This is a genomic window from Streptomyces sp. NPDC001714, from assembly GCF_042892755.1.
Lineage (GTDB): Bacteria > Actinomycetota > Actinomycetes > Streptomycetales > Streptomycetaceae > Streptomyces.
In genome coordinates, this window is sequence record NZ_JBIAUL010000014.1 from 256,280 (window position 1) to 279,426 (window position 23,147).

Genomic DNA, 23,147 nt, shown 5'->3' on the forward strand with positions numbered 1-23,147 from the left:
AGCCGAGGGAGAAGAGTGGGCATCGGCAGGGACATGCGTCGGCTGAGCGGTGAGCTGGTCGGGGAGCTGACCCTGCCCACGCCCGCCCCGCCGCAGGAGCTGTACCGCGCGCTGTGCGACGCGCTGGGCCGCCGCCGCGGCCGCCCCGTCCAGTTCCGTACGGCCGTCTTCCCGCCCGGCACGGCCAGCGGGCTCTGGCTCGACCTGGCCGACCGCGACCTGGTCGTCGTCGAGGAACGCACCGTGCCCGACCACCAGTTGGTGATCCTCGGCCACGAGTTGTGGCACATGCACGCCGAGCACTGCGGCCATGACGTGGAGGGGGTCGGAGTGGCCGCGCGGCTCCTCGGCGCGGCCACCGGTACCGGCTCCGACGCGGGCACCGAGGCCGACCAGGCCGCGCTCCAGGCCGCCGTCCAGCGGGTGGCCGCCCGCACCCGCTTCGACCGGGCCGAGGAACGGGACGCGGAGACCTTCGGGCTGCTGCTGGCCAGCAAGTGCCGCACCTGGCTCGCGGGTTCGGCGCTGCGCGGGCCGGTGCGGCGGCACGACGTGGCGGGCCGCATCGAGGCGTCGCTGGGCTACCTGGGGAAGTGACCCGCGGCGCGGGCTCAGGTGGCGCTGCGTTCGCTCGCCTCGCGCAGGTCCCGCTGCGCGGCCGGGCCGTGGCCGGTGCCGGGGCGGCCGTCGAGGAGCAGGGCGCGCCAGTGCTCACGGCTCCAGTCCGCCGGGGCGGTGGCGGCCGTGAACTCCTGGACCAGGGCCACGAACCGGGCCGGGTCGGCGTGGAACGGGAAGTGCCCGGCGCCCTCGAAGATCTCCAGCCGGGCGCCGGGCATCGCCTCGCGGGCGCGGTGGGCGTGCCGTACCGGGACCACGCTGTCGCGGTCGCCCCACAGCAGCATGGTCGGCATGCCCTCGGTGAGATAGCAGCGGTCCAGCATGGTGACGACCTGGCCGCGCCAGTCGACGACCGCGCGCAGGGTGCGGATGAAGGCGTTGCGGGAGGTCTCGTCGGGGAGCGCGTCGACCAGGGTGAGCAGTTCCGGGGCGTCCTGGCCGAGGCCGGTGTCCAGGAGCTTCAGCAGGCGCACGGCCAGGCCCACTTGGAGGCGCATACCGGGCAGCCGCAGCGCGGACAGGGCCAGATGGGCACCGGGCAGCGAGACGAGCCGGAGCACCGGGTTGACCTCGCGGCCCACCCCGCCCGCGCTGACCAGGATGAGCCGCTCGGTGCGCTCGGGGAACTGGTAGGCGAACTGCATCGCGACTCCCCCGCCGAGCGAGTGCCCGACGAGGGTCGCGGACTCGATGCCCAGGGTGGTCAGCAGGTCCCGCACCCCGTTGGCGTAGGCGGCGACCGAGTAGTCGGCCCGGGGCTTGTCCGACTCGCCGTGGCCGAGCAGGTCGGGGGCGATCACGGTGTGGGTGCGGGCGAGGTCGGGGATGAGCCGTGCCCAGGTCGCCGAGGAGTCCCCGATGCCGTGGATGAGGACCAGGGCGGGACCGTCGCCGGCGATGCGGTAGGCACGCCGGTATCCGTGCACGACCCGGTGGTGCGCCACGAGTTCCGCGTCGCCCACCGGGCGCAGGTGCGCGGTGCGCTGCGGACGGCTGGGCATCGCTTCCGACACGGCTCGGCCTCCCCCGTTGTCCCGGGCGCTGCGGCCCGGCCGGATTCTTCTCCTTCCAGGGTAGAAAGGCATTTCCCCATGGGGTTTCGGTGAGGTTTCGCCTCCGCTAAGCGGGCGAACCGGGGCCGGGTGCGGGGGCGTTGTCAGTGGTGGACGGCAAGCTGGGGGGTGCGCACCGCACACCCGGTGTGCCCGCGCCGTCCGGGCGCGTGACCACGACGACCGACGGGGAGAGCCGACCGATGCACACCGCCGTACTGACCGACCGTGAACGCGCCGCCGTCCAGGCCTATCTGCGGCTGCTGCACACCGTGCGCGCGGCCTTCGACGGACCGCCCGACGCCCCGCGCCCCTTCGTGGTGCCGCCGGCCGTGCTCGCCGAGGCCGAACAGGCACTGGCCGGAGCCGGCCTGGCGGGCAACGAGGAGGCGTTCTTCCGGCTGCTGCACGACTGGTGCCCGCCCACCTGAGCCCGCGCGGTGCGTCAGGAGTGCGGCACGACCACGGTCGAGGTCAGCATGCCGTGCCCCACGCTCCAGCGGCCCTCGAAGAGCTGCAGCCGCCGCCCGCCGACCTCCGGCCCGGGGACCAGGAGGCGGGCGCGCAGGATGCCGTGCGGCCGCTCACCGGGCTCCGGGACGAGCTCGATGTCGGCCTCCATGAAGTCCAGCCACTTCCCGGTGAGGGGGAACCACGCCTTGTAGACGGATTCCTTGGCGCTGAACAGCAGACGGTCCCAGTGCACGCCGGGCCGCTCGGCCGCGAGCACGGCGAGCCGCTGCCGCTCGGCGGGCAGCAGCACGGTCTCGGCGACGCCCTCGGGGAGCGCGGCGTGCGGTTCGGCGTCTATACCGAGGGAGGCCAGGTCGGTGGCGCGGACCAGGGCGGCGGCGCAGTAGCCCTCGCAGTGGGTCATGCTGCCGACCAGCCCGGCCGGCCAGCGCGGGGCGCCGCGCTCGCCGCTCACGACGGGCTGCGGCGGGACTCCGAGCTTCTCCATGGCGCTCCGGGCGCAGGCGCGCACGGCGGCGAACTCACGGCGGCGCTTGGGCACGGCCCGGGCGACCAGCGCCGCCTCCTCGGGGTAGAGGGGCGCCTCGCGGATCGCCTCGTCACCGAGCATCTCCACGGCCACCACCGACTCCGGGAGCAGCTCCTCGATCACCGGTTCCTACCTCCATCGGCAGAATGCGGCGCAGCCGGCCCGGTTCCCCGGAACGCTTGCGCCACTCGCGGGGATATCCCACGGAGACCTCTTCGAAGCGGACGCCGTCGAGCCAGGTGGTCCGGGGGATGTGCAGATGACCGTAGACCATGGTCGCGACGCGGAACCGGCGGTGCCAGTCCGCGGTGCGGGTGGTGCCGCACCACATGGCGAACTCCGGGTACCAGAGCACGTCGGTGGGGTGCCGGTCCAGCGGATAGTGCCCCGCCAGCACGGTCGGCAGCTCCGCCGGCAGCTCCGCCAGCCGCCGCTCGGTCTCCTCGACCCGGGCCCGGCACCAGTCCTCGCGGGTCGGGTACGGGTCGGGGTGCAGCAGGTACTCGTCGTTGCAGACGATGCCGGTGCCGTGCGCGTAGGCGAGGCCCTCCTCCTTGGTGGCGCAGCCGGCCGGCAGGAAGGAGTAGTCGTAGAGCAGGAACAGCGGCGCCACGACGACCGGACCGCCCTCGCCCTCCCAGACCGGATACGGGTCCTCGGGGGTGAGCACGCCGAGTTCCCGGCAGAGGCCGACGAGGTGCTCGTAGCGGGCGACTCCGCGCAGGGCGACCGGGTCCTTGGGGTGGGTCCACAGGTCGTGGTTGCCGGGCGCCCACAGCACCTTGCGGAAGCGGCCGGCGAGGGTCTCCAGCACCCAGCGGATGTCCGCGACGGTCTCCGCGATGTCACCGGCGACGATCAGCCAGTCCTCGTCCGTCTCCGGGCGCATCTTCTCGACGAGCTCGCGGTTCTCCGGGTACGAGATGTGCAGGTCGCTGATGGCCAGCAACCGCCCGGCACCGGCCGTGGACTCCACCCCGTACCCCTTCCGATCATGTCGTCGGCACCCACCACAACACACTTCGGGGGCCGGGAACAAGAGCACCCGGCCGGGCGCGGGGGCCGGGCTTCGGGCCGTGCGTCCGGCCGGGTGTCGGGCCGGGCGTCCGGCCGTCAAGGAAACCGGCGAGGACGGTGCAGGAAAACGCGCGTGGACAGTACGGGGAAATCCGTAACACTCGCGTTGCACGCGGGGCCCCTTGAAAGCCGTATGATCCCCCCAACACCACCGCCACGAACTTCCCTTCGCCCAGGGCGGTTTGGTGTCCCTCCAACCACCCTGCCCGGGCACGGGCCCGCTGACCCCTGCCCGAAAACCCCGAAAGGCGGCTTTAATGCGCTCTCGCGTACGCGTCTGGCTCAACCGCACGTACGCGGAGAACGTGTTCTTCATGGATCAGCTGCGGAGAAATCCCAGCGACCGGGCGGTCGAGATCCATGCGACGCACGGTGACGCCGACTCCCCCGTGCTGGCCGCCGCCGACACCGCCGACCTGGAGCCGGAGGGCCTGTCCCCGGCCGCCTACGTCGAGTACGCCCTCGACCAGTGCCAGCGCCGTGGCATCGATGTCTTCGTGCCCCGGCTGCACCAGTCGGCGATCGTGGCCCACCGGGCCGACTTCGAGGCGGTCGGCACGGCCCTGCTGGCGCCGACGCCGGAGGGCACCGCGGTCTTCGAGGACAAGGCGACCGCGTACGAGGCGGTGAGCTCGGTGGGCGTCCCGGTACCGCCCTGGTCGCGGGTCCGTACGGCGGACGAGCTCGTCGCCGCCGTCGAGGAGTTGGAGGCCGGCGGGCACAAGGCCTGCTTCAAGCCGGCCGCCGGTGCGGGTGGTGTCGGTTTCCGCGTGATCACGCGCGCCCCCTTCTCGCTCTTTCACCTCAACGGGTTCCCCGGCCCGTACGTCCAGCTCGACCTGGTCGTGGACGCGCTGCGCCGCGCCGACCAGCCGGTGGACTGGCTGGTGATGCCGCGGCTCGAGGAGCCGGAGGTGTCCGTCGACTGCCTCACCGGGCCGGACAACCGGGTCCGGCTGGCCGTGGGCCGCACCAAGAAGGGGCGCCGACGCGGGTTCACCCTCGACGAGCAGTGGCTGAAGCCGGCGCGGATCATCGCCGAGGGCTTCGGGCTGCACTACCTGTCCAACATCCAGTTCCGGATGTACGGCGACCAGCCGGTGCTGCTCGACGTCAACACGCGGCCGGCCGGAGGGTTGCACCAGCTGTCGCTCTGCGGGGTCAACGCGCCCTGGGCGGCGGTGCAGTTGGCGCTGGGCGAGGACCCCGGGGTGATCGAGCCGCCGTTCCTGGGGCAGGACTACGCGGTAGTGTCCGGGCCGAAGCCTGTTCTGCCGTCGGTTCCCGTGCAGCGTGAGGAGGCCGACGTGGTGTTGGCGCCGGCGTTGCCTGTGGAAGTGGAGTCGGTTGACGCTGCGGCTGCGGTGCTGCCGCTCTAGGTTGTCGGCCGGGTGCGGCGCCGCCGTGGCTGGTCGCGCCCACGCGGCGGAGCCGCATATTGAACACAGCCCCGCGCCCCTGTCGGGGCGCCTTGACTCACCGGTATGGACCAATTCACGTCTGCCTTCTTGACAGGCGGATTGGTCCATACCAACTTGGTTGCGCACCCCCCTTGCACCTGTGTGCACTCCCGAACACCCCCATTCCTTCAGGGAGATCGTGTGCGCAACTCGCTCAGACGTTCCAGACGTCGGATATTCGCTCTGCTCGGGTCCGCCGCTCTCGCGCTCGCCGGGGCCATCGCGCTGCCCGGTACCGCGCAGGCGGCCAACATCCTGTCCAACCCCGGCTTCGAGTCGGGGAGTCTCTCGCCGTGGTCCTGCTCCGGGAACCTCGGTTCGGTCGTGTCCTCGCCCGTGCACGGCGGCTCCAAGGCGCTCGCGGGGGCCGCGAGCTCCAGTGACAACGCCCAGTGCACGCAGACCGTCGCCGTGCAGCCCAACACGACGTACTCGCTCAGCGGCTGGGTCCGCGGCTCGTACGTCTACCTCGGGGTGACCGGCGGGGCGTCCACCTGGACGACCTCGGCGTCCCAGTACAGCCAGCTGACGGTCTCCTTCACCACCGGGGCCTCGCAGACCAGCGCCCAGATCTACGTCCACGGGTGGTACGCCCAGGGGACGTACTACGCCGACGACATCAGCCTCGACGGGCCCGGCGGCAGCTCCGACACCCAGGCGCCCACCGCGCCCACGAACCTCACCTCCACCGGGAAGACCTCGTCGAGCGTGTCCCTGTCGTGGTCGGCCGCGACGGACAACGTCGGGGTGGCGGCGTACGACGTCTACCGCGGGTCGACCCTGGCGACGAGCGTCTCCGGAACCTCCGCCACAGTGAGCGGGCTGTCGGCCAGTACGGCGTACACGTTCACGGTGAAGGCGCGGGACGCGGCCGGGAACGTGTCGGCGGCGTCCAACTCCGTGTCCGTGACGACGAGCGCGGGCACCGGCGGCGGGACCGGGTTCAAGCAGGCCGCGCCCTACCTGTACGAGGGCTGGGGCGACCCGCCGAACCCGACGACCGTGATGAACGCGACCGGCATCAAGAACTTCACCATGGCCTTCGTCCTTGACTCGGGCGGCTGCACCCCGGCCTGGGACGGCAGCCGGGCGCTGACCGGCGGCGCGGACCAGACCGCGATCAACCAGATCCGGGCGGCCGGTGGTGACGTCACCCCGTCGTTCGGTGGCTGGCAGGGCAGCAAGCTCGGCGCCAACTGCTCGTCCGCGAGTGCGCTGGCGGGGGCGATCCAGAAGGTGATCGACGCCTACGGTCTCAAGTCCGTCGACATGGACATCGAGAACACGGACGAGTTCGAGAACGAGGCCGTGCAGGCGAAGATCCTGACCGCCCTCAAGACGGTCAAGGCCAACAACGCCGGCCTGAAGACGATCGTCACCTTCGGGACGTCCACCACCGGCCCCACGTACTACGGCAACCGGCTGATCGAGCAGGCTCAGTCGATCGGCGCCGACATCGACGTCTTCACGATCATGCCGTTCGACTTCGGCGGCGGCTCCGACATGTACGGCAACACCGTGGCCGCGGCCGAGGGGCTGAAGACCAAGCTGAAGTCCACGTTCGGCTGGGACGACGCGACGGCTTACGCGCACATCGGGATCTCCGGCATGAACGGGCTCTCCGACCAGCAGGAGAACACCACCCCGGCGATCTGGACGCAGATCCGTGACTGGGGGAACTCGCACCACATCGCCCGGCTCGCCTTCTGGGCGGCGAACCGGGACCGCGGCTGCGCGGGCGGTGGCGTGGTGAGCAACTGCTCCGGCATCAGCCAGAGCGACTGGCAGTTCACCTCGATCACGGCGGGCTTCACCGGCTGAGCGAAGGCCGAGCGAACGGGAACCGTCGGCGTGGGGGTGCCTAGACCGGGTACCCCCACGCCTTCGCTATCCCGGCGAGCCGGGGCGGGAGTTCGGCGGCCGGGTCGGCCTGGCGGGCGGCCTGGATCCTGCCGGACCTGATCTCCTTGCTCCAGTCGCCGAGCTTCGGCCTGAACGTGCCGTGGTCCTGCCTGCCGTAGTCGAGCATGCGGCTCTCCCACGGGACACCGAGGTACTCGCACAGACCGCGGGTGACCCGCTCCGGGTCGGCGGTGAGCTCCTCGTACGTCATCACATGGGCGCCGGTGAGGCTCTGGCGGGCCTCTTCGAGCTTCTCCGCGTAGCCCAGCACCTCGGCGCGGATCGCCTCGTGGTCGGGGTCGGCGCGGCGGCTGGTCAGGGACTGGATGACGGCGCCGGGGTGGCGCAGCAGCAGGATGAACCGGGCCTCGGGCCAACATCGGTGCAGCCGCGGCCAGATGAGGGTGTTCGGCGGGGTCTTGTCGACGATGACGTCCTTGCCGCTGCGGCTGAGCTCCAGGTGCAGCACCCGGTCCCACAGCACGTGCTCCAGTTCCTCGCGGTCGAGGGCGAGCTCCTGCATGGCGTCCGCCGTGAACTCCCGGGACATGCGGACGTGCACCGTGCGCAGGTGCATCTCGTGCGGGGCGCGGATGCGGCTGTGGCTGTTCAGCAGGACCCGCAGCAGTGTGGAGCCGGAGCGCACCGAGGAGAGCACGAAGGCCGGGGACTGCACCAGGCGCGGGGCGAGCGGGGCCGTGTAGCCGTCGCCGGAGGCCTGATTCGGCCGCTCGGCGGCGCGCTGCGTCGGGATGGCGTCCAGGGTCTTGCGCGGCGGGCTCACCGCCTGTGCCATGAGCCGGCCCCGGCGCTTCAGCCCCTTGGCGATCGCTGACATTCGCGGGTCTCGCACGGTGATGCCTCTCTGTCGTCCCTGCCGTCCCGCATCCCAGGGGTGTCAGGCGAACTCAAGGTGTCCGAGAGGGAAACCGACAGGGTCACGGCGGCCCGAAAAGCCGCCGTGACCAGCCTACTTACCGTTCTCTTAATTCTTCATATGAGAAATCCAGACCTATGGCTCGAACCGTTTCAGAACCGGCCGGAACCGCGGTACAGCTCCAGCTCCCCGTCCAGTTCGACGGCGAGCACGGTGGCGTACGGGTCGAGGTCGGCCGCGGCCGGCGGGTCGATCCACAGCACGCCGACGGCGTCGTGCAGCCCGCCGATCACCCGGTGGCCGAGTTCGGTGCCGGTGCCGAGGACGGTGACCCTGTTCACCCTGGTCGCCAGGCCCCGGACGCCGATCTCGGCGCGCGGGACGTCGAACAGGGTGAGGTAGAGGGTGCGCCGGTCGGCGGAGAGGGTGCTCGGGCCGTAGTGGTGCCCGGCCGGCAGGCCGCGCCCGGTCCCGTACACCGCCTCCGCGTGCCTGCGGATCCACTCCCCCAGCCCTTCGAGCCGCTCCACCTGCGGCTGCGGGATGGTGCCGTCCTCCATGGGGCCGACGTCGAGCAGCAGGTTGCCGCCGCCCCCGATGGTCTCGGTGAAGTAGCGGATCAGCTGGGCGAGGGACTTGTGGTTGTGGTCGTGGTGCTGGTACCCCCACGAGTCGTTGATCGTCAGGCACAGCTCCCAGGGGCCGTCCGGCGGCACGATGGGGGCGCCCTGCTCGGGGGTCGCGTAGTCCCCCTCGCTGAGCATCCGCGCGTTGAAGACGACGTGCGGGACGTACGACCGGATCAGCGCGGCGAGTTCGGGGATCCGCCACTGCTCCTCGCTGCGGTCCCACTCCCCGTCGAACCACATCAGGTCCGGCCGGAACCGGGAGGCCAGCTCCGTGATCTGGCCGTCCCGGTAGGCGATGAAGCGTTCCCAGGCGGCCAGGTCCTCGTCCTCGGCCGCCACCTCCGAGTAGCGGTTGTCCTCCAGCTCCGGTGGGCGGCCCGGCTTGCGCGTGGAGGCGTAGTCCGGGTGGTTCCAGTCGGAGTGCGAGTAGTAGAGGCCGACCTTGAGGCCGTGCGCGCGCAGGGCCTCGGCGTAGGGGCCGAGGTAGTCCCGGCCGAGGTTGAGGTCGCCGTACGCGGTGTCCCAGAGGGCCACTCCGTCGTGGTGACGGCTGGTCAGCACGGCGTACTTGGCACCGGCGCGGGCGAACAGGTCCGCCCACGCCTTCGGGTCGTACTTGGCGCCGGTGAAGCGGCCCAGCTGGGACATGTACTGCTCGTGCGGCACGATGTCGTCGTAGAAGGACCAGGATTCCTGGACCCCGTCCACGGCGTAGATGCCCCAGTGCACGAAGATCCCCAGCTTGGCGTCGGTGAACCAGGGTTGCATGGCCATCCGGTCAGCTCCTCTGCAGCCGGAGGGTGAGGATCTGGAAGGGGCGCAGCGCGACGGAGACGGTGTCGCCGTCCACGTCGGCGTCCTCCAGGGGGCGCTCGAGGAGGTCGGTCACCTGGGCGCCGGCCAGCGGGAAGCCGGTGCGCAGGACGCCCTGGGCGCGGCCGCCCCGGGACTCGTAGAGGCGGACCACGACATCGCCGGAGGCGTCGTCGGCGAGCTTGACGGCCTCGACGGTGACGCCCTCGCCGTCCACCGAGACGACCGGCCGCGGCTCGCCCGCGGCGTCGGCCACCCGCAGCGGGAGGTTGAGCGCGTAGCCCTCGGCGACGGCGTCCCCGATGGTGGCGCCGGGCAGCAGGGAGTAGGTGATGCGGTGGCGGCCCTGGTCGGCGCCCGGGTCCGGGACGCGCGGGGCGCGCACCAGGGAGAGCCGGACCGTGGTGGTCGTGCCGCCGTCCTCGCGGACCGTGCGGGAGACGTCGTGGCCGTACGTCGAGTCGTTGATGACGGCGACGCCGTAGCCGGGCTCCGCGACATGCATCCAGCGGTGGCCGGAGACCTCGAAGCGGGCCGCCTCCCAGCTGGTGTTGGTGTGCGTGGGCCGCTGGACGTGGCCGAACTGGATCTCGGCGGAGGAGTGCGCGGCGCGGATGTCCACCGGGAAGCCGGCCTTGAGGAACTTCTCGGCCTCGTGCCAGTCGATGTCCGTCTCGAAGTCGATCCGGGGGCTGCCCGCGCGGACGGTGACCGTCTGGGTGATCGTCGAGCCGTTGCCGAAGGGGCGCGTGATCCGGATCGAGCCGAGCAGCGGGTCCGCGTCGACGACGGTGATCTCGGAGGGGTCGAGCAGGTCCGTGTAGCGGTTCTTGTAGTGCTTGTCGACGTCCCAGGCGTCCCAGTAGTTCGGGAGGTCGGTGTGGAGACGCAGGAGGTTGCCCTGCCCGGCGAGGACCTCGCGGTTCGCGCGGTGGTCGTACACGGACGACAGGGTGCCGTCCTCGGCGATCTCCACCCGGACGAGACCGTTGTCGATGACACGGCCGTCGACCGTCACCGGCCGTGGGGCCTCGGCGGCGGCCGTCAGCGGGGCGCTGCCGCCCGCGGGGACCTCGACGTACAGGGGCGTGCCCGCGGCGTCCCGGACGACCTCTGTACGGGCGTAGGGGCTGGTGTTGAAGACGCGGGCCGTGCCGCCGCCCAGGGCGGTGACCGCCTCGGTGGTGAGCGCCTCCAGCTCCTCGGCGACCCGGGCGTACTCGGCCTCGGCCTCGCGGTGCACCCAGGCGATCGAGGAGCCGGGCAGGATGTCATGGAACTGGTGGAGCAGGACCGTCTTCCAGAGCCGGTCGAGCTTCTCGTGCGGGTACTGGTAGCCGGGCGCGTGCAGCGCGGCCGTGGTCGCCCACAGCTCGGCCTCGCGGAGCTTGTGCTCGCTGCGCCGGTTGCCCTGCTTGGTGCGGGCCTGCGAGGTGTAGGTGGCGCGGTGCAGCTCCAGGTAGAGCTCGCCGACCCAGACCGGCGCGTCCTCGTACTCGGCGCGGGCCTTGGCGAAGAAGGCGTCCGGGTGCTCGACCTCGACGCGCGGGGAGCCCTCCAGGTCCTTCAGGCGGCGGGCCCGCTCCATGATCTCGCGGGTGGGGCCGCCACCGCCGTCGCCCCAGCCGAAGGGGGCCAGCGAGCGGGTGGCGCCGCCCTTCTCGGCGTAGTTGCGGACCGCGCGAGACATCTCCTCGCCGCTGAAGCGGGCGTTGTAGGTGTCGACGGGCGGGAAGTGGGTGAAGATGCGGGTGCCGTCGATGCCCTCCCACCAGAACGTGTGGTGGGGGAACTTGTTGGTCTGGTTCCAGGAGATCTTCTGGGTGAGGAACCAATCGTTGCCGGCGAGCTTGGCGATCTGCGGGTAGGCCGCGTTGTAGCCGAAGGAGTCCGGCAGCCACACCCCCTTGGTCTCGACCCCGAAGTGCTCCATGAAGAACCGCTTGCCGTGGACGAACTGGCGGGCGACCGCCTCGCCGCCCGGCAGGTTGCCGTCGGACTCCACCCACATGCCACCGACCGGCGCCCACTGGCCCTTCTTGACCGACTCCTGGATCCGGGCCCAGACCTGCGGGTAGTTGTCGCGCACCCACTCGTACTGCTGGGCCTGCGAGCAGGCGAAGACGAACTCCTCGTACTCCTCTGCGAGGGAGGTGACGTTGGAGAAGGTCCGGGAGGTCTTGCGCTTGGTCTCGCGGATCGGCCAGAGCCAGGCCGAGTCGATGTGGGCGTGGCCGACGCCGGAGATGCGGTGGGCGCTGGCGTGCGCGGGCTTGGACAGCGCGGGCTTCAGGGCCTCGCGGACGGCGGCGGCCGAGCCGGAGACGTCGTCCAGGTCGAGCAGGTCCATCGCGTGGTCGAGGGCGTGCGCGATCTCGTGCCGGCGCGGGTCGTGCTCACCCAGCTCCAGCATCAGCTCGCGCAGCACCTGGATGTCCAGGTCGAGGTGCCAGACGTCCTCGTCGAGGACGGCGATGTCGGCGCGCTTGAAGGTGTAGAGCGGCTTGTCGCCGGCCGTCAGCACGTCGCCGAGCGGGGTCGGGGCCGCGAAGTCGTTGGCGAGGATGTCGGGGTTGGAGGCGGCCTCGACCAGGTAGTCGATCACCTCGCCGCCGGTCGCCGGGTTCGCGATCCGGACGTACTGGTTGAGCGGGTTGACCGCCTTCAGCGGGGTCCCGTCGGCGAGGTGGACCAGGGCCTCGGCCTGGTTGCCCGGCCAGTCGCCCACGAAACCGAGGTCGATGACGGCCTCGACCCTGCGGCCCGCGAACTCCTCGGGGACCGTGCCGTGCATCCGGAACCAGGTGGTGCCCCAGGGCGGGCCCCACGGGGTGTCCATGGCGAACGGTTCGTAGGCGGCGGCCGCGGCCTCCTCGAAGGGCACCGGCTCCCCGGGGGCCTGCCAGGCGGACACCTCGAAGGGGACGGTGGCCGCGTAGATCGCGGGCTTGATGCGCTGGTTGTGGAGGCGCTCTACGCGCTCCTCGATCCGGCGGCGTTCGTCGTGCATGGGAAGTCTCCAGAAGAGGTTTGGAAAGCGCTTTCCGAGCGGCTGGTCACTTAAGATACGCGAGGCCCGGGTGGACCCCGGTGTACCCCTCCACCAGCCGCCGGGCGACGTTCACCGAGTCGACCAGCGGGTGCAGCGCGAACGCCTTCACGGCCGTCGTACGGGATCCGGACTCGGCCGCGGCGAGCACCTCGCGCTCGACGGCCTTGACCGCGCAGACGAGGCCGGTGGCGTGGTCGGGCAGCGGGGCGACGGCGACCGGGTGGGCGCCGTTGGCGTCGACCAGGCAGGGCACCTCGATGACGGCCTCGCCGTCGAGGACCGAGAGGGTGCCGCGGTTGCGGACGTTGAGGATCAGGGTGGTGCGCTCGTCGCGGGCGATGGCCCGCATCAGGGCGAGGGCGACCTTCTCGTAGCCGCCGGAGAGGTCGTCGGCGTCGCGCTCGCCGGCGCCGGCCGTCTCCCGGTTCTCCGCCATGTAGGTGGCCTCGCGCTCGGCGCGGGTGCGGTCCCAGACGTCCAGGGCCCTGGCACCCGGGTCGGTGACCGCCTCGTAGAAGTGCGCCTGCTGGTCGCGCAGGAAGGCGCCGCGGGTCTTCTCGGCCTGCTGGTAGGACCGGACGGCCTCGCGGTTGAAGTAGTAGTAGTGCAGGTATTCGTTGGGGATGGCGCCGAGGGACTGGAGCCAGTCGACGCCGAAGAGCTTGCCCTCCTCGAAGGAGCCGAGCAGGTCGGGGTCGGCGAGCAGGCGCGGGAGCTCGTCGCGTCCTGCGATGTGCAGGCCGCGCACCCAGCCGAGGTGGTTGAGGCCGACGTAGTCGATCCAGGCCTCGCCCGGGTTCGCCGCGCCGAGCACCCGGGCGATCCGGCGGCCGAGACCCACCGGGGAGTCGCAGATGCCGATGACGCGGTCGCCGAGGTGGCGGGACATGGCCTCGGTGACCAGGCCCGCGGGGTTGGTGAAGTTGATGACCCAGGCGTCGGGGGCGAGCCGGGCGACCCGCCGGGCGATGTCGACGGCGACGGGCACGGTCCGCAGGCCGTAGGCGATCCCGCCCGCGCCGACCGTCTCCTGGCCGAGGACGCCTTCGGCCAGGGCCACCCGCTCGTCGTTCGCCCTGCCCTCCAGGCCGCCCACCCGGATCGCCGAGAAGACGAAGTCCGCGCCGGTGAGGGCCTCGTCCAGGTCGGTCGTGGCGGTCACGGCGGGGGCGCCCGGGACGCCGGCCGCCTGTTCGGCCAGGACCCGCGCGACCGCGGACAGCCGGCCGGCGTCGAGATCGTGCAGCACGACCTCGGTGACCCGCCCCTCGGCCCGGTCCGTCAGCAGTGCGCCGTACACGAGCGGCACGCGGAACCCGCCGCCGCCCAGAATCGTCAGTTTCACGATTGAACCTTTCCTGCCAGGACCACCTCGACACCGGCCTCCTCCAGGGCGGCTCGGGTCGCCGGATCCACCGGCGCGTTGGTCACCACCATGTCCAGGTCCCCGGGACCGCAGACCTTCGCCATGCCCGTGCCCGGGAACTTGGCGGCATCGGCGAGCAGCACGACCTTGTCGCTCGCCCCGATCATGGCGCGCTTGACCGGCACCTCCACGACCGTCGTGTCCATCACCTGCCCGCCCGGGCGCACCCCGCTGGTCCCGAGGAACAGCCAGTCGGCGTGCAGCTGACGCAGGTTGTCCTCGGTGAGGAACCCGACCAGGGAGCGGTACTCGCGGCGGAGCATGCCGCCGAGCAGCACCAGCTCGATGCCCTCGTCGTCGGCGAGTTCCTCGTAGACCACCAGGTTGCTGGTGATGACGGTGAGGCGGCGGCCGTGCAGCTGGCGGGCGAGCCGGAAGGCGGTGGTGCCGATGTCGAGCAGCACCGACTGGCCGTCCTTGACCAGCGCCGCCGCGCACGCGGCTATCGCGTCCTTCTCGGCCACCCGCACCTCGGCGACCTCGGCGAAGGGCTGGTCGCCCTCCTCGACGACAGCGCCGCCGTGGACACGTGTGAGCAGCCCGTCCTCCTCCAGCTTGACCAGGTCGCGCCGGATGGTGGCCGGACTCACGCTCAGCTGCTCGGAGAGGTCGGTCACAGAAGCGGGGCCGCCGGCGCGCAGGGCCCGCAGGATGAGTTGGTGTCGTCGTTCTGCCAGCACGCGGCGAACACTACTCGTCATCTTCAATCAAATCCATGCTCAGTTCTGCTCGGGTATTGACCAATCTCTTCGATCGGCGCACGATTCCGGTCATCGAAAATGACGAGTTTTGACGAGAGGCTGCGCGCGTGGACGACGACAGGCCCGATGTGCTGCTGACCGGGCTGCTCTTCTACGACCTCGTCCTCACGGGGCTCGGCAAGCCGCCGACGCCGGGCGAGGAGATCTGGACGGCCGGCATGGGCTGCGGCCCCGGCGGCATCGCGAACCTCGCGGTGGCCGCGTCCCGCTTCGGCCTGCGCACCTCGCTGGCCACGGTCTTCGGGGACGACTTCTACGGCGAGTACTGCCGGGACGTCCTGTGCGACCAGGAGGACATCGACCTCTCGCTCTCCCGCACCGCGGACGGCTGGCCCACCCCCGTCACCGTCTCGCTCGCCGCCGGTCACGACCGGGCCCTCGTCACGCACGGCCAGGAACCCCCGTACTCGCAGGACACGCTGATGGGCGACCCGCCCGAGGCGCGCACGGCGCTCGTGCACATCGAGGCCGAGCCGCGCGAGTGGATCGCCAAGGCGGCGGCGAACGGCACCCACGTCTACGCCGACGTCGGCTGGGACCCGACCCAGGAGTGGTCCCGCGACCTCCTCGACCAGCTCGCCCTGTGCCACGCCTTCCTCCCGAACGAGACCGAGGCGATGGCCTACACCCGCACCGACACCGCGGTCGCGGCCCTCGGCACGCTCGCGGAGCTGGTGCCGGTGGCGGTCGTCACCCGGGGCGGGGACGGCGCGGTCGCCGTCGACCAGACCACCGGCGAGTACGCCGAGGTCCCGGCCCTCGACGTCGAGGTCCTGGACGCCACGGGCGCCGGTGACGTGTTCGGGGCGAGCTTCGTCACGGCCTCCCTCGGCGGCTGGCCGCTGGCCGAGCGGCTGCGGTTCGCGGTCCTCGCGGCCGGGCTGTCCGTCCAGCACCACGGCGGCGCCCTCGCGGCGCCCGGCTGGTACGGCGTCGACCGCTGGTGGCGCTCACTGACCGATCCCGAGCTGAAGAAGACCTACGGCTTCCTCGCCGACCGCCTGCCGGCGGACGTGGGCCCCCCGGTGCACCACGCCCCCGTCACTCCGCCCGCCTGGCGGCACTGACCCGGCCCGCACCCGGCCCGCATCCGAAAACCCGATCCACAGCCCAGAGCCCCACGCGCCGAGCCCCCACACCCCCCGAGCCCCACAGCACCACGCCCCTCAGTACCACGAACAGGAACAACAGGAGTGACCCGTGGACCTTTCACGTAGAGGCTTCCTCCAGGCCGCCGCGCTCACCGCGGCCGCGTCCGGACTGACCGTCGCATGCGGCGGCAGCTCGGGCTCGGGCGGCACCAAGAACGGCAAGGACCTCACCTTGTGGTACTGGGGTGGCGCGCTCAGCGACAAGGTGGTCGCGGAGGCGAAGACCCACTTCAGCAGCTCGGTCAAGCTGACCTCCGCCTCCATCGGCGGCGACTTCAAGCAGAAGCTCACCACCACCATCGCGGCGGGCACCTCCGTGCCGGACATCACCGGCATCAAGGGCGAGGACATCGCGTCCTTCCTGCCCAACGCCGACCGCTTCCTCGACCTGAACGACCTCGGCTTCAAGAAGATCTCGTCCCAGTACCTGGGCTGGAAGACCAAGCTCGCCCAGAGCAAGGACGGCAAGCAGATCGGCTTCCCGATCGACATCGGCCCCACCGCGCTGTTCTACCGCGAGGACTTCTTCGCCAAGGCCGGGGTGCCCACCGACCCCGACAAGGTCGCCGCCCTGGTCAAGACCTGGGAGGACTACTTCACGCTCGGCACTGAGCTGCAGAAGAAGAACCCCGGCACCTACTTGGTCAACAACCTCGGCTCCATGTTCGACATGACCGTCGGTCAGGGCACCCAGCGGTTCATCGACAAGAACAACCACTTCATCGGCGACCAGGACCACATCCGCGCCGCGTGGACCACGTCGGTGCGCCCCTACACCCTCGGCCTCGACGCCAAGATCAACGACAACACCTGGAACGCCGCCATCGGCAAGACCCTCCTCACCGAGCTCGGCGCGGCCTGGCACGCGCTGGACATCGAGCAGGCCGCGCCGCAGACCAAGGGCAAGTGGCGGGTCTGCGCGATGCCCGTCGGACCGGCCAACCAGGGCGGCTCCTACCTGGCCCTGCCCAAGCAGTGCCGCAACCCCGAAGAGGCGTTCAAGATCATCAGCTGGATCCTCAGCCCCGCCAACGACGCCCGCGGCTTCACCGACGCCGCCATCTTCCCCGCCGCCCCGGCCGCCTACACCATGCCGGCCATGACGGGCCCCGACGCCTTCTTCGGCGGACAGAAGATCATCGACGTCTTCGGGCCGGCCGCCAAGGCCGTGCCGCTCGCGTACGAGGCTCCGGCCGACGCCGCTGTGATGGCCCCCTACAAGACGGAGCTGACCAACATCGAGGCCAAGGGCAAGAAGCCCGACGACGCCTGGAAGGACGCGGTCAGCCAGGCCAAGCAGATCGCCCGCCGGCAGGGGGTGAGCTGAGGTGTCGTCCCCTCCGGTCACCGGCTCCGCCGAGGTGCCGCAGCGCCTCGGCGGGCCGGTCCCGGCCCGGTTCCGCCCACGGCGCACACCGCCCGCGGGCTCCGCTCGGCCCAGGCGGCGCGGGCCGCTGTCGTACTGGCGGCAGTACCTGGCGATCTCGCCGTTCTACCTGATCTTCGCCGCGTTCTCCTTCTTCCCCGTCTTCTACTCGCTGTACCTGGCCTTCCAGCGCTGGGACGGCATGGGCACCATGCAGTTCGTGGGCCTGCAGCAGTTCAGGTTCCTGTGGGACGACCCGGTGTTCTGGCTGTCGATCCGCAACACCCTGGTGATCTGGGTGCTGTCCACCGTGCCCACCCTCTTCGGCGCCCTGATGCTGGCGACGCTGCTGCACTCGGTGCGCCGCTTCAAGGGCTTCTACCGCATCGCGCTGTACGTCCCGAACGTCACCTCGATCGTCGCCGTGGCGATCTTCTTCGGCGCTGTGTTCAGCAACAACTTCGGTCTGGTCAACGCGATCCTGGGCATGGTCGGCATCTCGCCGGTTCCCTGGCTGAGCAACCCGTGGCTGATCAAGCTGGTCATCGCGCTGCTGATGACCTGGCAGTGGACCGGCTACAACATGATCATCTATCTGGCGGGTCTGCAGGCGATCCCGAACTCGATCTACGAGGCGGCGAAGGTGGACGGTGCGGGACCCATCCGCACGTTCTTCCAGATCACGATCCCGATCATGCGGCCGATCATCCTGTTCACCGTCATCATCTCGACCATCAACGGTCTGCAGAGTTTCAGCGAACCCCAGGTCCTGTTCGGCAGCAACGCCGCCAACGCGAACCTCGGCGGCCCCGGCCAGGCGGGTCTGACCACGTTGCTGTACTTCTATCAGTCGGCCTTCCTCAACAACGACTACGGCTACGGCGCGGCCATCGTGTGGGCCTTCTTCGTACTGATCATCGTCCTCGTCGCCGTCAACTGGCGCATCACCACACGAGGGAGGAAGGTATGACGGCAGTGGACACCGCGCGGCCGGCCACGGGCGGCAGACGGCTGCGCCGCCCCAGGGGCCTGACGGCGCACATCATTCTCGTCGTGGCCGTCCTGATCTCGGTCTTCCCCTTCGCGTGGACGATCGTCATGGCGACCAACACCACCCAGGACATCTACAAGAGCCCGCCGAAGTTCACCTTCGGCTCCCATCTGCTGGAGAACATCCGGCATGTGCTGAACACCATCGATTTCTTCGGGTCGATGCTCAACACGGTGATGGTCGCGACCGTCACCACCGTCCTGGTGCTGTTCGTCGACTCCCTGGCGGCCTTCACCTTCGCCAAGTTCGACTTCCCCGGGCGCAAGCTGCTCTTCGGCACGCTGCTGCTGTTCATGATGCTGCCCCTGCAGCTGGCGATCCTGCCGCAGTTCATCCTCATGTCGAAGATCGGCTGGGTGGGCATGCTCAAGGCGCTGGCCCTGCCGTCCCTCGCCAACGCCTTCGGCATCTTCTGGCTGCACCAGTACATCCAGAACGGCGTGCCCGACGAACTCCTCGACGCCGCGCGCATCGACGGCGCCGGGTTCTTCCGGCAGTACTGGAACATCGCACTGCCGATGATCAGGCCCGCGCTGTCGTTCCTCGCCATCTACGCCTTCGTCAACTGCTGGAACGACTACATCTGGCCGCTGGTCGTGCTCACCAACCCCGGCCATGTGACGCTCCAGGTGGAGCTCGCCCAGCTCAACGTCGGCCACACCACCGACTACAGCATGGTCATGGCCGGTGTACTGATGGCGGCGCTCCCGCTGGTCATCGTGTTCAGCATCTTCGCCCGCGGTTTCATCGCGGGCGCCACCGAGGGCGCGGTGCAGGGCACCTGACCCGTGCGGGCCGGGCCGGCCCGCACGGTACGCGCGAGACAGAGGGAGGGATCCGGTGACGAACGCCGACGCCTGGCGGACGCCAGGAGCGGAGGGTAAGGGGCCCTCGGCCCGCCTGCCCTTCGCCCGGCGCCGTGCCGTGTCCGCCGGGACGGACGGCGCCGGGCGCGACCGGGTGCTCGTGGTGGGCATGGACGGGCTGCGCCACGACCGGCTGACCCGGCCCGGTGCCCACGCGCCCGTCCTGCACGGCCTCATGACCGCGGGTGCCCACGGCACCAGCCTGCTGCCGTACGGCGAGGCGGACGGCCGGGCCGCGGACGGGCCGTCCACCAGCATGGCCTACACCGACTCCGGCCCCGGCTGGTCGAGCGTGCTGACCGGGGTGTGGCCGGACCGGCACGGGGTCACCGGCAACGACTTCGCCGGCGCCGACTACACCCGTCACCCCGACTTCCTCACCCGCGCCGCCACCGCCCGTCCCGGCCTGCGCACCGCGGCCGCGGTGTCCTGGCCGGAGCTGGTCCACCGCGGCACCCTCGGCCCCGCCATCGGCCGGCGGGTGCACCACGACGGCGAGACCGACGGCTACGCGACCGCGGACGAGCTCGTCGCCCGCACCGCCGTCCGCTGGCTCACCGAGCACGACCCGGACCTGGTGTTCGTGTACTTCGGCGCCACCGACGAGGCCGGCCACGCCACCGGCCCGCTCTCCCCCGCCTACGACGCCGCCCTGCTCGCCCAGGACGCCCACCTCGGGCGGCTGCTCGCGGCGGTCGAGGCCCGCGGCTCCGGCGAGCGGTGGACCGTCCTGGTCACCACCGACCACGGGCACCTCGACAGCGGCGGCCACGGCGGCGACACCCGTGCCGAACGCGAGGTGTTCGTCATCCTCGCCGAGCCCGGCACGTCCGCCGGCACGCGGCTCGACTCGCCCCGCCTCGTCGACATCGCCCCCACCGTCCTGGACCGGCTCGGCATCCCCGTCGACCCGGACTGGGGCTGGGAAGGACGCGTCCTGCCCAGGCCCGCCACGCCACCCCCATCACCGTAAAAGGGAGCCATCCGCCGATGAACGATCCGTCGATCCCCGGGCCCCGGCCCGCCGATCCCCTGATCGCCCTCCGCCCCTGGGAGGCACCCGAGGTGACCTCCTGGGGACGGCTCCCCATGAACGCCGTCGACCGGCGCGCCGGAGCACTCCCCCTGGACGGCGACTGGTCCTTCCAGTTGCTGCCAGCTCCGGACGCGCCGGTCGGCGGCTCCTGGTCCACGGCACACGTCCCCGGCGCCTGGACCGTGCAGGACACCGACGACCTGCCGCAGTACACGAACGTCACCATGCCGTTCCGCGAGTTCCCGCCGCACTCCCCCGCCGCCAACCCCACGGGGGTCTACGAGCGTGCGCTGGACGTGCCCGCCGAGTGGGCCGGGCGCCGGATCGTGCTCCAGGTCGGTGCCGCCGAGAGCGTGCTCCTCGTGCACGTCGACGGGCGCCCGGTGGGCGTCTCCAAGGACTCGCACCTGGCCGCCGAGTTCGACCTGACCGACGCCGTCCGCCCCGGCGCGCGGTCGGTGCTCAGGCTCACCGTCGTCAAGTGGTCGGACGCCTCGCACATCGAGGACCAGGACCACTGGTGGCACGGCGGGATCACCCGCCCGGTACTGCTGTACGCGACCGACCCGTTGCGGCTCGCGGACGTGACCGTGCGGGCCCGCCGGGACGGCGAGCTGCGTGTGGACTGCCAGGTGCGCAACGCCGCCGGCGACCGGGCGCTGCCCGGCGGCTGGTACGTCACCGGCGACCTCGACGGCGAACCCCTCGCGCAGGACGCCGAGTTCGACCGGATCAACACCGAGGACGACCGGGTCTCCGACTTCCTCGGCGAGGCCCGTATCCACGCCGTCGTGCCGGACGTGCGCACCTGGAACGCGGAGCAGCCCGAGCTGTACGGGCTGACCGTCCGGCTGCACCGCGCCGACGGCACGGTCGCCGACACGTCGTACCACCGCGTCGGCTTCCGGGACGTCGAGATCGTCGGCCGGGACCTGCTCGTCAACGGCGAGCGGGTGTTCATCCGGGGCGTCAACCGCCACGACTTCCACCCGCTCACCGGGCGGACGGTGTCGTACGACGACATGCGCGCCGACCTGGTGGTGCTGAAGCGGTTCGGGTTCAACGCGATCCGCACCTCGCACTACCCGAACGACCCGGCCCTGTACGACATCGCCGACGAGCTCGGCTTCTACGTCGTCGACGAGGCGGACATCGAGTCCCACGACCACGCCCACGAGACCGCCGACGACCCGCGCTACCTGAACGCCTTCGTGGACCGGGTCTCACGCATGGTCCTGCGCGACAAGAACCACCCGTCGGTCATCATCTGGTCGCTGGGCAACGAGTCCGACTACGGCGCGAACCACGACGCGGCGGCGGGCTGGGTGCGGCGGCACGACCCCACCCGGCCGATCCAGTACGAGGGGGCGGCCAAGCGCGGCTGGGCCGACCCGGACGTGGCCTCCGACATCGCCTGTCCGATGTACGCACCGCTGGAGGACTGCGTCGCCCACGCCCTGTCCGGGGAGCAGACCAAGCCCCTGATCCAGTGCGAGTACTCCCACGCGATGGGCAACAGCAACGGCACGCTGGCCGACCACTGGGCCGCCATCGAGTCCACTCCGGGACTTCAGGGCGGGTTCATCTGGGAGTTCTGGGACCACGGAATTCTCCAGCGGGTGAGCGACGGAAGACCGGTCGGGCGCACGGGCGCCGGACTGTACGACAACGGTGTCACCGCGCCCGGCCACCGCTGGGCGTACGGCGGCGACTTCGGCGAGGCCCTGCACGACGGGGCGTTCGTCGCGGACGGCATCGTCTTCCCCGACCGCACCCCCAAGCCCGCGATGTACGAGCACCGGGAGATCGCGGCGCCGGTCCGCATCCGGTGCTTCCGGCACGAGGGCATCGTGCTCGCCAACCACCAGCACTTCCGGGGCTTCGACTGGCTGGCCGGCACCTGGGAACTGGCGCTGGCCGACGGCCGTACCCTGACCGGCCCGGCCGAGCTGCCCGAGCTGTGTCCCGGCGAGACGGCGGCCGTACCGCTGCCGTTCGAGGTACCGGCGGACGGCGGTGAGGCGTGGCTGACGCTGCGGGTGACGGTCGCCGAGGACCAGGCGTGGGCGCCGGCGGGTACGGAGATCTGCGCGCCGCAGATCCGGCTCCGGGCGGCGGACCGGCTCGGGCCGCCGGTGCCGGCGGGGCCCGCCGTCGAGGTGGACGGCGAGGGACTGCTGCTGCATCCGCTGCTGACCGCCGCGCCGGCGCTGTCGCTGTGGCGGGCGCCCACCGACAACGACGAGCTGGGCGGGATGGCGCTGCGCTGGCGCGCCTGGGGCCTGGACCGGCTGGTGCGCAAGGTGGTCTCGGTGCGCCGCGACGGCGAGCGAAGCGAGATGGGGGTGCCCCCGGCCGAAGGCTGGGGGAGGGTGACCGTGCTCGCCGAGTACGCCGGCACGGTCGGCGTCGTGCGGCACCGGCAGGAGTTCACGCCGGTCGAGGGCGGTGTCCGGGTCGACGAGTCGGCCGAACTCCCCGAGGAGTTCGACGACGTGGCCCGGGTCGGCTCGGTCTTCGAGACGGTGGCCGGGCTCGACCTGCTGGAGTGGTTCGGTCAGGGTCCCTGGGAGTCGTACCCGGACCGTGCCGCCGGAGCCCCGGTCGGCCACCACTCGCTGCCCGTGGACGAGTTGTTCACCCCGTATCTGCGGCCCCAGGAGAGCGGCGGCCGGCACGGCGTACGGCGGTTCACGCTGTCGGCGCCGGACGCCACCGGGCTCGCGGTCGAGCTGGACGAGCCCCGCCAGGTCTCCGTCAGCCGCTACCGCGCCGAGGACCTCACCGCCGTCACGCACCACGACGAACTCGTGCCGCGGGCCGGCTGTGTGGTCCACATCGACGCCGCGCACCGGGGCCTCGGTACGGCATCGTGCGGTCCCGACACCTTCCCCTCCTACCTGGTCGCACCGGGCATCCACCGCTGGAGCTGGACCCTGCGCGTCCTCTGAGATCCGTACTGCCGAGATCCGCCTTCCGAGATCCCCCCACGCTCTTCGCCGTC

Annotated in this window: 18 protein-coding genes; 10 read left to right on the forward strand and 8 right to left on the reverse strand. The window is 71.3% G+C overall.

What is annotated here, in order from left to right; genetic code table 11:
* Nucleotides 1-33 precede the first annotated feature (33 nt).
* The gene (locus ACFY0P_RS33185; RefSeq protein ID WP_388921679.1) at nucleotides 34-597 is read left to right on the forward strand and encodes a M48 family metalloprotease; all 564 of its coding nucleotides are present in this window, start codon (nucleotides 34-36) and stop codon (nucleotides 595-597) included.
* Between the two features lie 14 nt (nucleotides 598-611).
* Here the strand turns inward: ACFY0P_RS33185 and ACFY0P_RS33190 are convergent, their stop codons facing one another.
* Nucleotides 612-1,622, reverse strand: a complete 1,011-nt coding sequence (locus ACFY0P_RS33190) for an alpha/beta fold hydrolase (RefSeq protein WP_388921682.1) — start codon at nucleotides 1,620-1,622, stop codon at nucleotides 612-614.
* 254 nt (nucleotides 1,623-1,876) lie between these two features.
* On the opposite strand from ACFY0P_RS33190, the gene ACFY0P_RS33195 reads away from it, so the two are divergent.
* Nucleotides 1,877-2,104 carry a hypothetical protein gene (locus ACFY0P_RS33195; protein ID WP_382720123.1) on the forward strand — a complete coding sequence of 76 codons (228 nt, stop codon included), beginning with the start codon at nucleotides 1,877-1,879 and terminating at the stop codon, nucleotides 2,102-2,104.
* 14 nt (nucleotides 2,105-2,118) lie between these two features.
* Here the strand turns inward: ACFY0P_RS33195 and ACFY0P_RS33200 are convergent, their stop codons facing one another.
* Together ACFY0P_RS33200 and ACFY0P_RS33205 are read right to left on the reverse strand one after the other, a co-directional pair.
* Nucleotides 2,119-2,799 (reverse strand): 4'-phosphopantetheinyl transferase, encoded by a 681-nt coding sequence (locus ACFY0P_RS33200; RefSeq protein ID WP_388921437.1) that lies wholly within the window; start codon nucleotides 2,797-2,799, stop codon nucleotides 2,119-2,121.
* A complete protein-coding gene (locus tag ACFY0P_RS33205) occupies nucleotides 2,747-3,652 on the reverse strand; it encodes a metallophosphoesterase family protein (RefSeq protein ID WP_388921440.1) in 906 nt (301 codons plus the stop codon). Before ACFY0P_RS33205 ends, ACFY0P_RS33200 begins: the two co-directional genes overlap by 53 nt.
* A gap of 358 nt (nucleotides 3,653-4,010) precedes the next feature.
* Here ACFY0P_RS33205 and ACFY0P_RS33210 point away from each other — a divergent pair, with 358 nt between their 5' ends.
* Together ACFY0P_RS33210 and ACFY0P_RS33215 are read left to right on the forward strand one after the other, a co-directional pair.
* On the forward strand, nucleotides 4,011-5,132 hold the full coding sequence (locus tag ACFY0P_RS33210) for an ATP-grasp domain-containing protein (RefSeq protein WP_388921443.1): 1,122 nt from the start codon (nucleotides 4,011-4,013) through the stop codon (nucleotides 5,130-5,132).
* Nucleotides 5,133-5,354: 222 nt separating this feature from the next.
* Nucleotides 5,355-7,034 carry a carbohydrate binding domain-containing protein gene (locus ACFY0P_RS33215; RefSeq protein WP_388921447.1) on the forward strand — a complete coding sequence of 560 codons (1,680 nt, stop codon included), beginning with the start codon at nucleotides 5,355-5,357 and terminating at the stop codon, nucleotides 7,032-7,034.
* A 40-nt stretch (nucleotides 7,035-7,074) separates the two neighbouring features.
* On the opposite strand, the gene ACFY0P_RS33220 is transcribed toward ACFY0P_RS33215, so the two are convergent.
* The 5 genes from ACFY0P_RS33220 to ACFY0P_RS33240 form a co-directional block, all read right to left on the reverse strand.
* Nucleotides 7,075-7,953 carry a sulfotransferase family protein gene (locus tag ACFY0P_RS33220; protein WP_388921450.1) on the reverse strand — a complete coding sequence of 293 codons (879 nt, stop codon included), beginning with the start codon at nucleotides 7,951-7,953 and terminating at the stop codon, nucleotides 7,075-7,077.
* Between the two features lie 191 nt (nucleotides 7,954-8,144).
* Entirely contained in the window at nucleotides 8,145-9,395 is a 1,251-nt protein-coding gene (locus tag ACFY0P_RS33225) for an alpha-L-fucosidase (RefSeq protein ID WP_388921453.1), read from the reverse strand.
* 4 nt (nucleotides 9,396-9,399) lie between these two features.
* Nucleotides 9,400-12,444 carry an alpha-mannosidase gene (locus tag ACFY0P_RS33230; RefSeq protein WP_388921456.1) on the reverse strand — a complete coding sequence of 1,015 codons (3,045 nt, stop codon included), beginning with the start codon at nucleotides 12,442-12,444 and terminating at the stop codon, nucleotides 9,400-9,402.
* A gap of 46 nt (nucleotides 12,445-12,490) precedes the next feature.
* Nucleotides 12,491-13,831: a 6-phospho-beta-glucosidase gene (locus ACFY0P_RS33235; RefSeq protein ID WP_388921459.1), complete on the reverse strand. Its 1,341-nt coding sequence runs from the start codon at nucleotides 13,829-13,831 to the stop codon at nucleotides 12,491-12,493.
* Complete coding sequence (locus ACFY0P_RS33240; protein ID WP_388921462.1) at nucleotides 13,828-14,592, reverse strand: DeoR/GlpR family DNA-binding transcription regulator; 765 nt, start codon at nucleotides 14,590-14,592, stop codon at nucleotides 13,828-13,830. The genes ACFY0P_RS33235 and ACFY0P_RS33240 overlap by 4 nt, the downstream gene beginning before the upstream one ends.
* Before the next feature lie 128 nt (nucleotides 14,593-14,720).
* Here ACFY0P_RS33240 and ACFY0P_RS33245 point away from each other — a divergent pair, with 128 nt between their 5' ends.
* From ACFY0P_RS33245 to ACFY0P_RS33270, 6 genes are all read left to right on the forward strand, one after another.
* Nucleotides 14,721-15,740 carry a carbohydrate kinase family protein gene (locus ACFY0P_RS33245; RefSeq protein ID WP_388921464.1) on the forward strand — a complete coding sequence of 340 codons (1,020 nt, stop codon included), beginning with the start codon at nucleotides 14,721-14,723 and terminating at the stop codon, nucleotides 15,738-15,740.
* Nucleotides 15,741-15,873: 133 nt separating this feature from the next.
* A complete protein-coding gene (locus ACFY0P_RS33250; protein WP_388921467.1) occupies nucleotides 15,874-17,151 on the forward strand; it encodes an extracellular solute-binding protein in 1,278 nt (425 codons plus the stop codon).
* A gap of 34 nt (nucleotides 17,152-17,185) precedes the next feature.
* Entirely contained in the window at nucleotides 17,186-18,160 is a 975-nt protein-coding gene (locus ACFY0P_RS33255) for a carbohydrate ABC transporter permease (protein WP_388921685.1), read from the forward strand.
* Nucleotides 18,157-19,026: a carbohydrate ABC transporter permease gene (locus ACFY0P_RS33260; RefSeq protein WP_388921470.1), complete on the forward strand. Its 870-nt coding sequence runs from the start codon at nucleotides 18,157-18,159 to the stop codon at nucleotides 19,024-19,026. Before ACFY0P_RS33255 ends, ACFY0P_RS33260 begins: the two co-directional genes overlap by 4 nt.
* 139 nt (nucleotides 19,027-19,165) lie before the next feature.
* Nucleotides 19,166-20,080, forward strand: coding sequence for an alkaline phosphatase family protein (locus ACFY0P_RS33265; protein ID WP_388921688.1), 915 nt, complete (start codon nucleotides 19,166-19,168; stop codon nucleotides 20,078-20,080).
* Between the two features lie 17 nt (nucleotides 20,081-20,097).
* Nucleotides 20,098-23,094 (forward strand): glycoside hydrolase family 2 TIM barrel-domain containing protein, encoded by a 2,997-nt coding sequence (locus ACFY0P_RS33270; RefSeq protein WP_388921473.1) that lies wholly within the window; start codon nucleotides 20,098-20,100, stop codon nucleotides 23,092-23,094.
* Nucleotides 23,095-23,147: the final 53 nt, after the last annotated feature.

Coding starts and splice junctions, on each gene's coding strand:
- ACFY0P_RS33225 (WP_388921453.1), bottom strand. CDS start 9,395: ATGGCCATGCAACCCTGGTTCACCGACGCCAAGCTGGGGATCTTCGTG.
- ACFY0P_RS33195 (WP_382720123.1), top strand. CDS start 1,877: ATGCACACCGCCGTACTGACCGACCGTGAACGCGCCGCCGTCCAGGCC.
- ACFY0P_RS33260 (WP_388921470.1), top strand. CDS start 18,157: ATGACGGCAGTGGACACCGCGCGGCCGGCCACGGGCGGCAGACGGCTG.
- ACFY0P_RS33190 (WP_388921682.1), bottom strand. CDS start 1,622: ATGCCCAGCCGTCCGCAGCGCACCGCGCACCTGCGCCCGGTGGGCGAC.
- ACFY0P_RS33210 (WP_388921443.1), top strand. CDS start 4,011: ATGCGCTCTCGCGTACGCGTCTGGCTCAACCGCACGTACGCGGAGAAC.
- ACFY0P_RS33230 (WP_388921456.1), bottom strand. CDS start 12,444: ATGCACGACGAACGCCGCCGGATCGAGGAGCGCGTAGAGCGCCTCCAC.
- ACFY0P_RS33270 (WP_388921473.1), top strand. CDS start 20,098: ATGAACGATCCGTCGATCCCCGGGCCCCGGCCCGCCGATCCCCTGATC.
- ACFY0P_RS33220 (WP_388921450.1), bottom strand. CDS start 7,953: ATGTCAGCGATCGCCAAGGGGCTGAAGCGCCGGGGCCGGCTCATGGCA.
- ACFY0P_RS33185 (WP_388921679.1), top strand. CDS start 34: ATGCGTCGGCTGAGCGGTGAGCTGGTCGGGGAGCTGACCCTGCCCACG.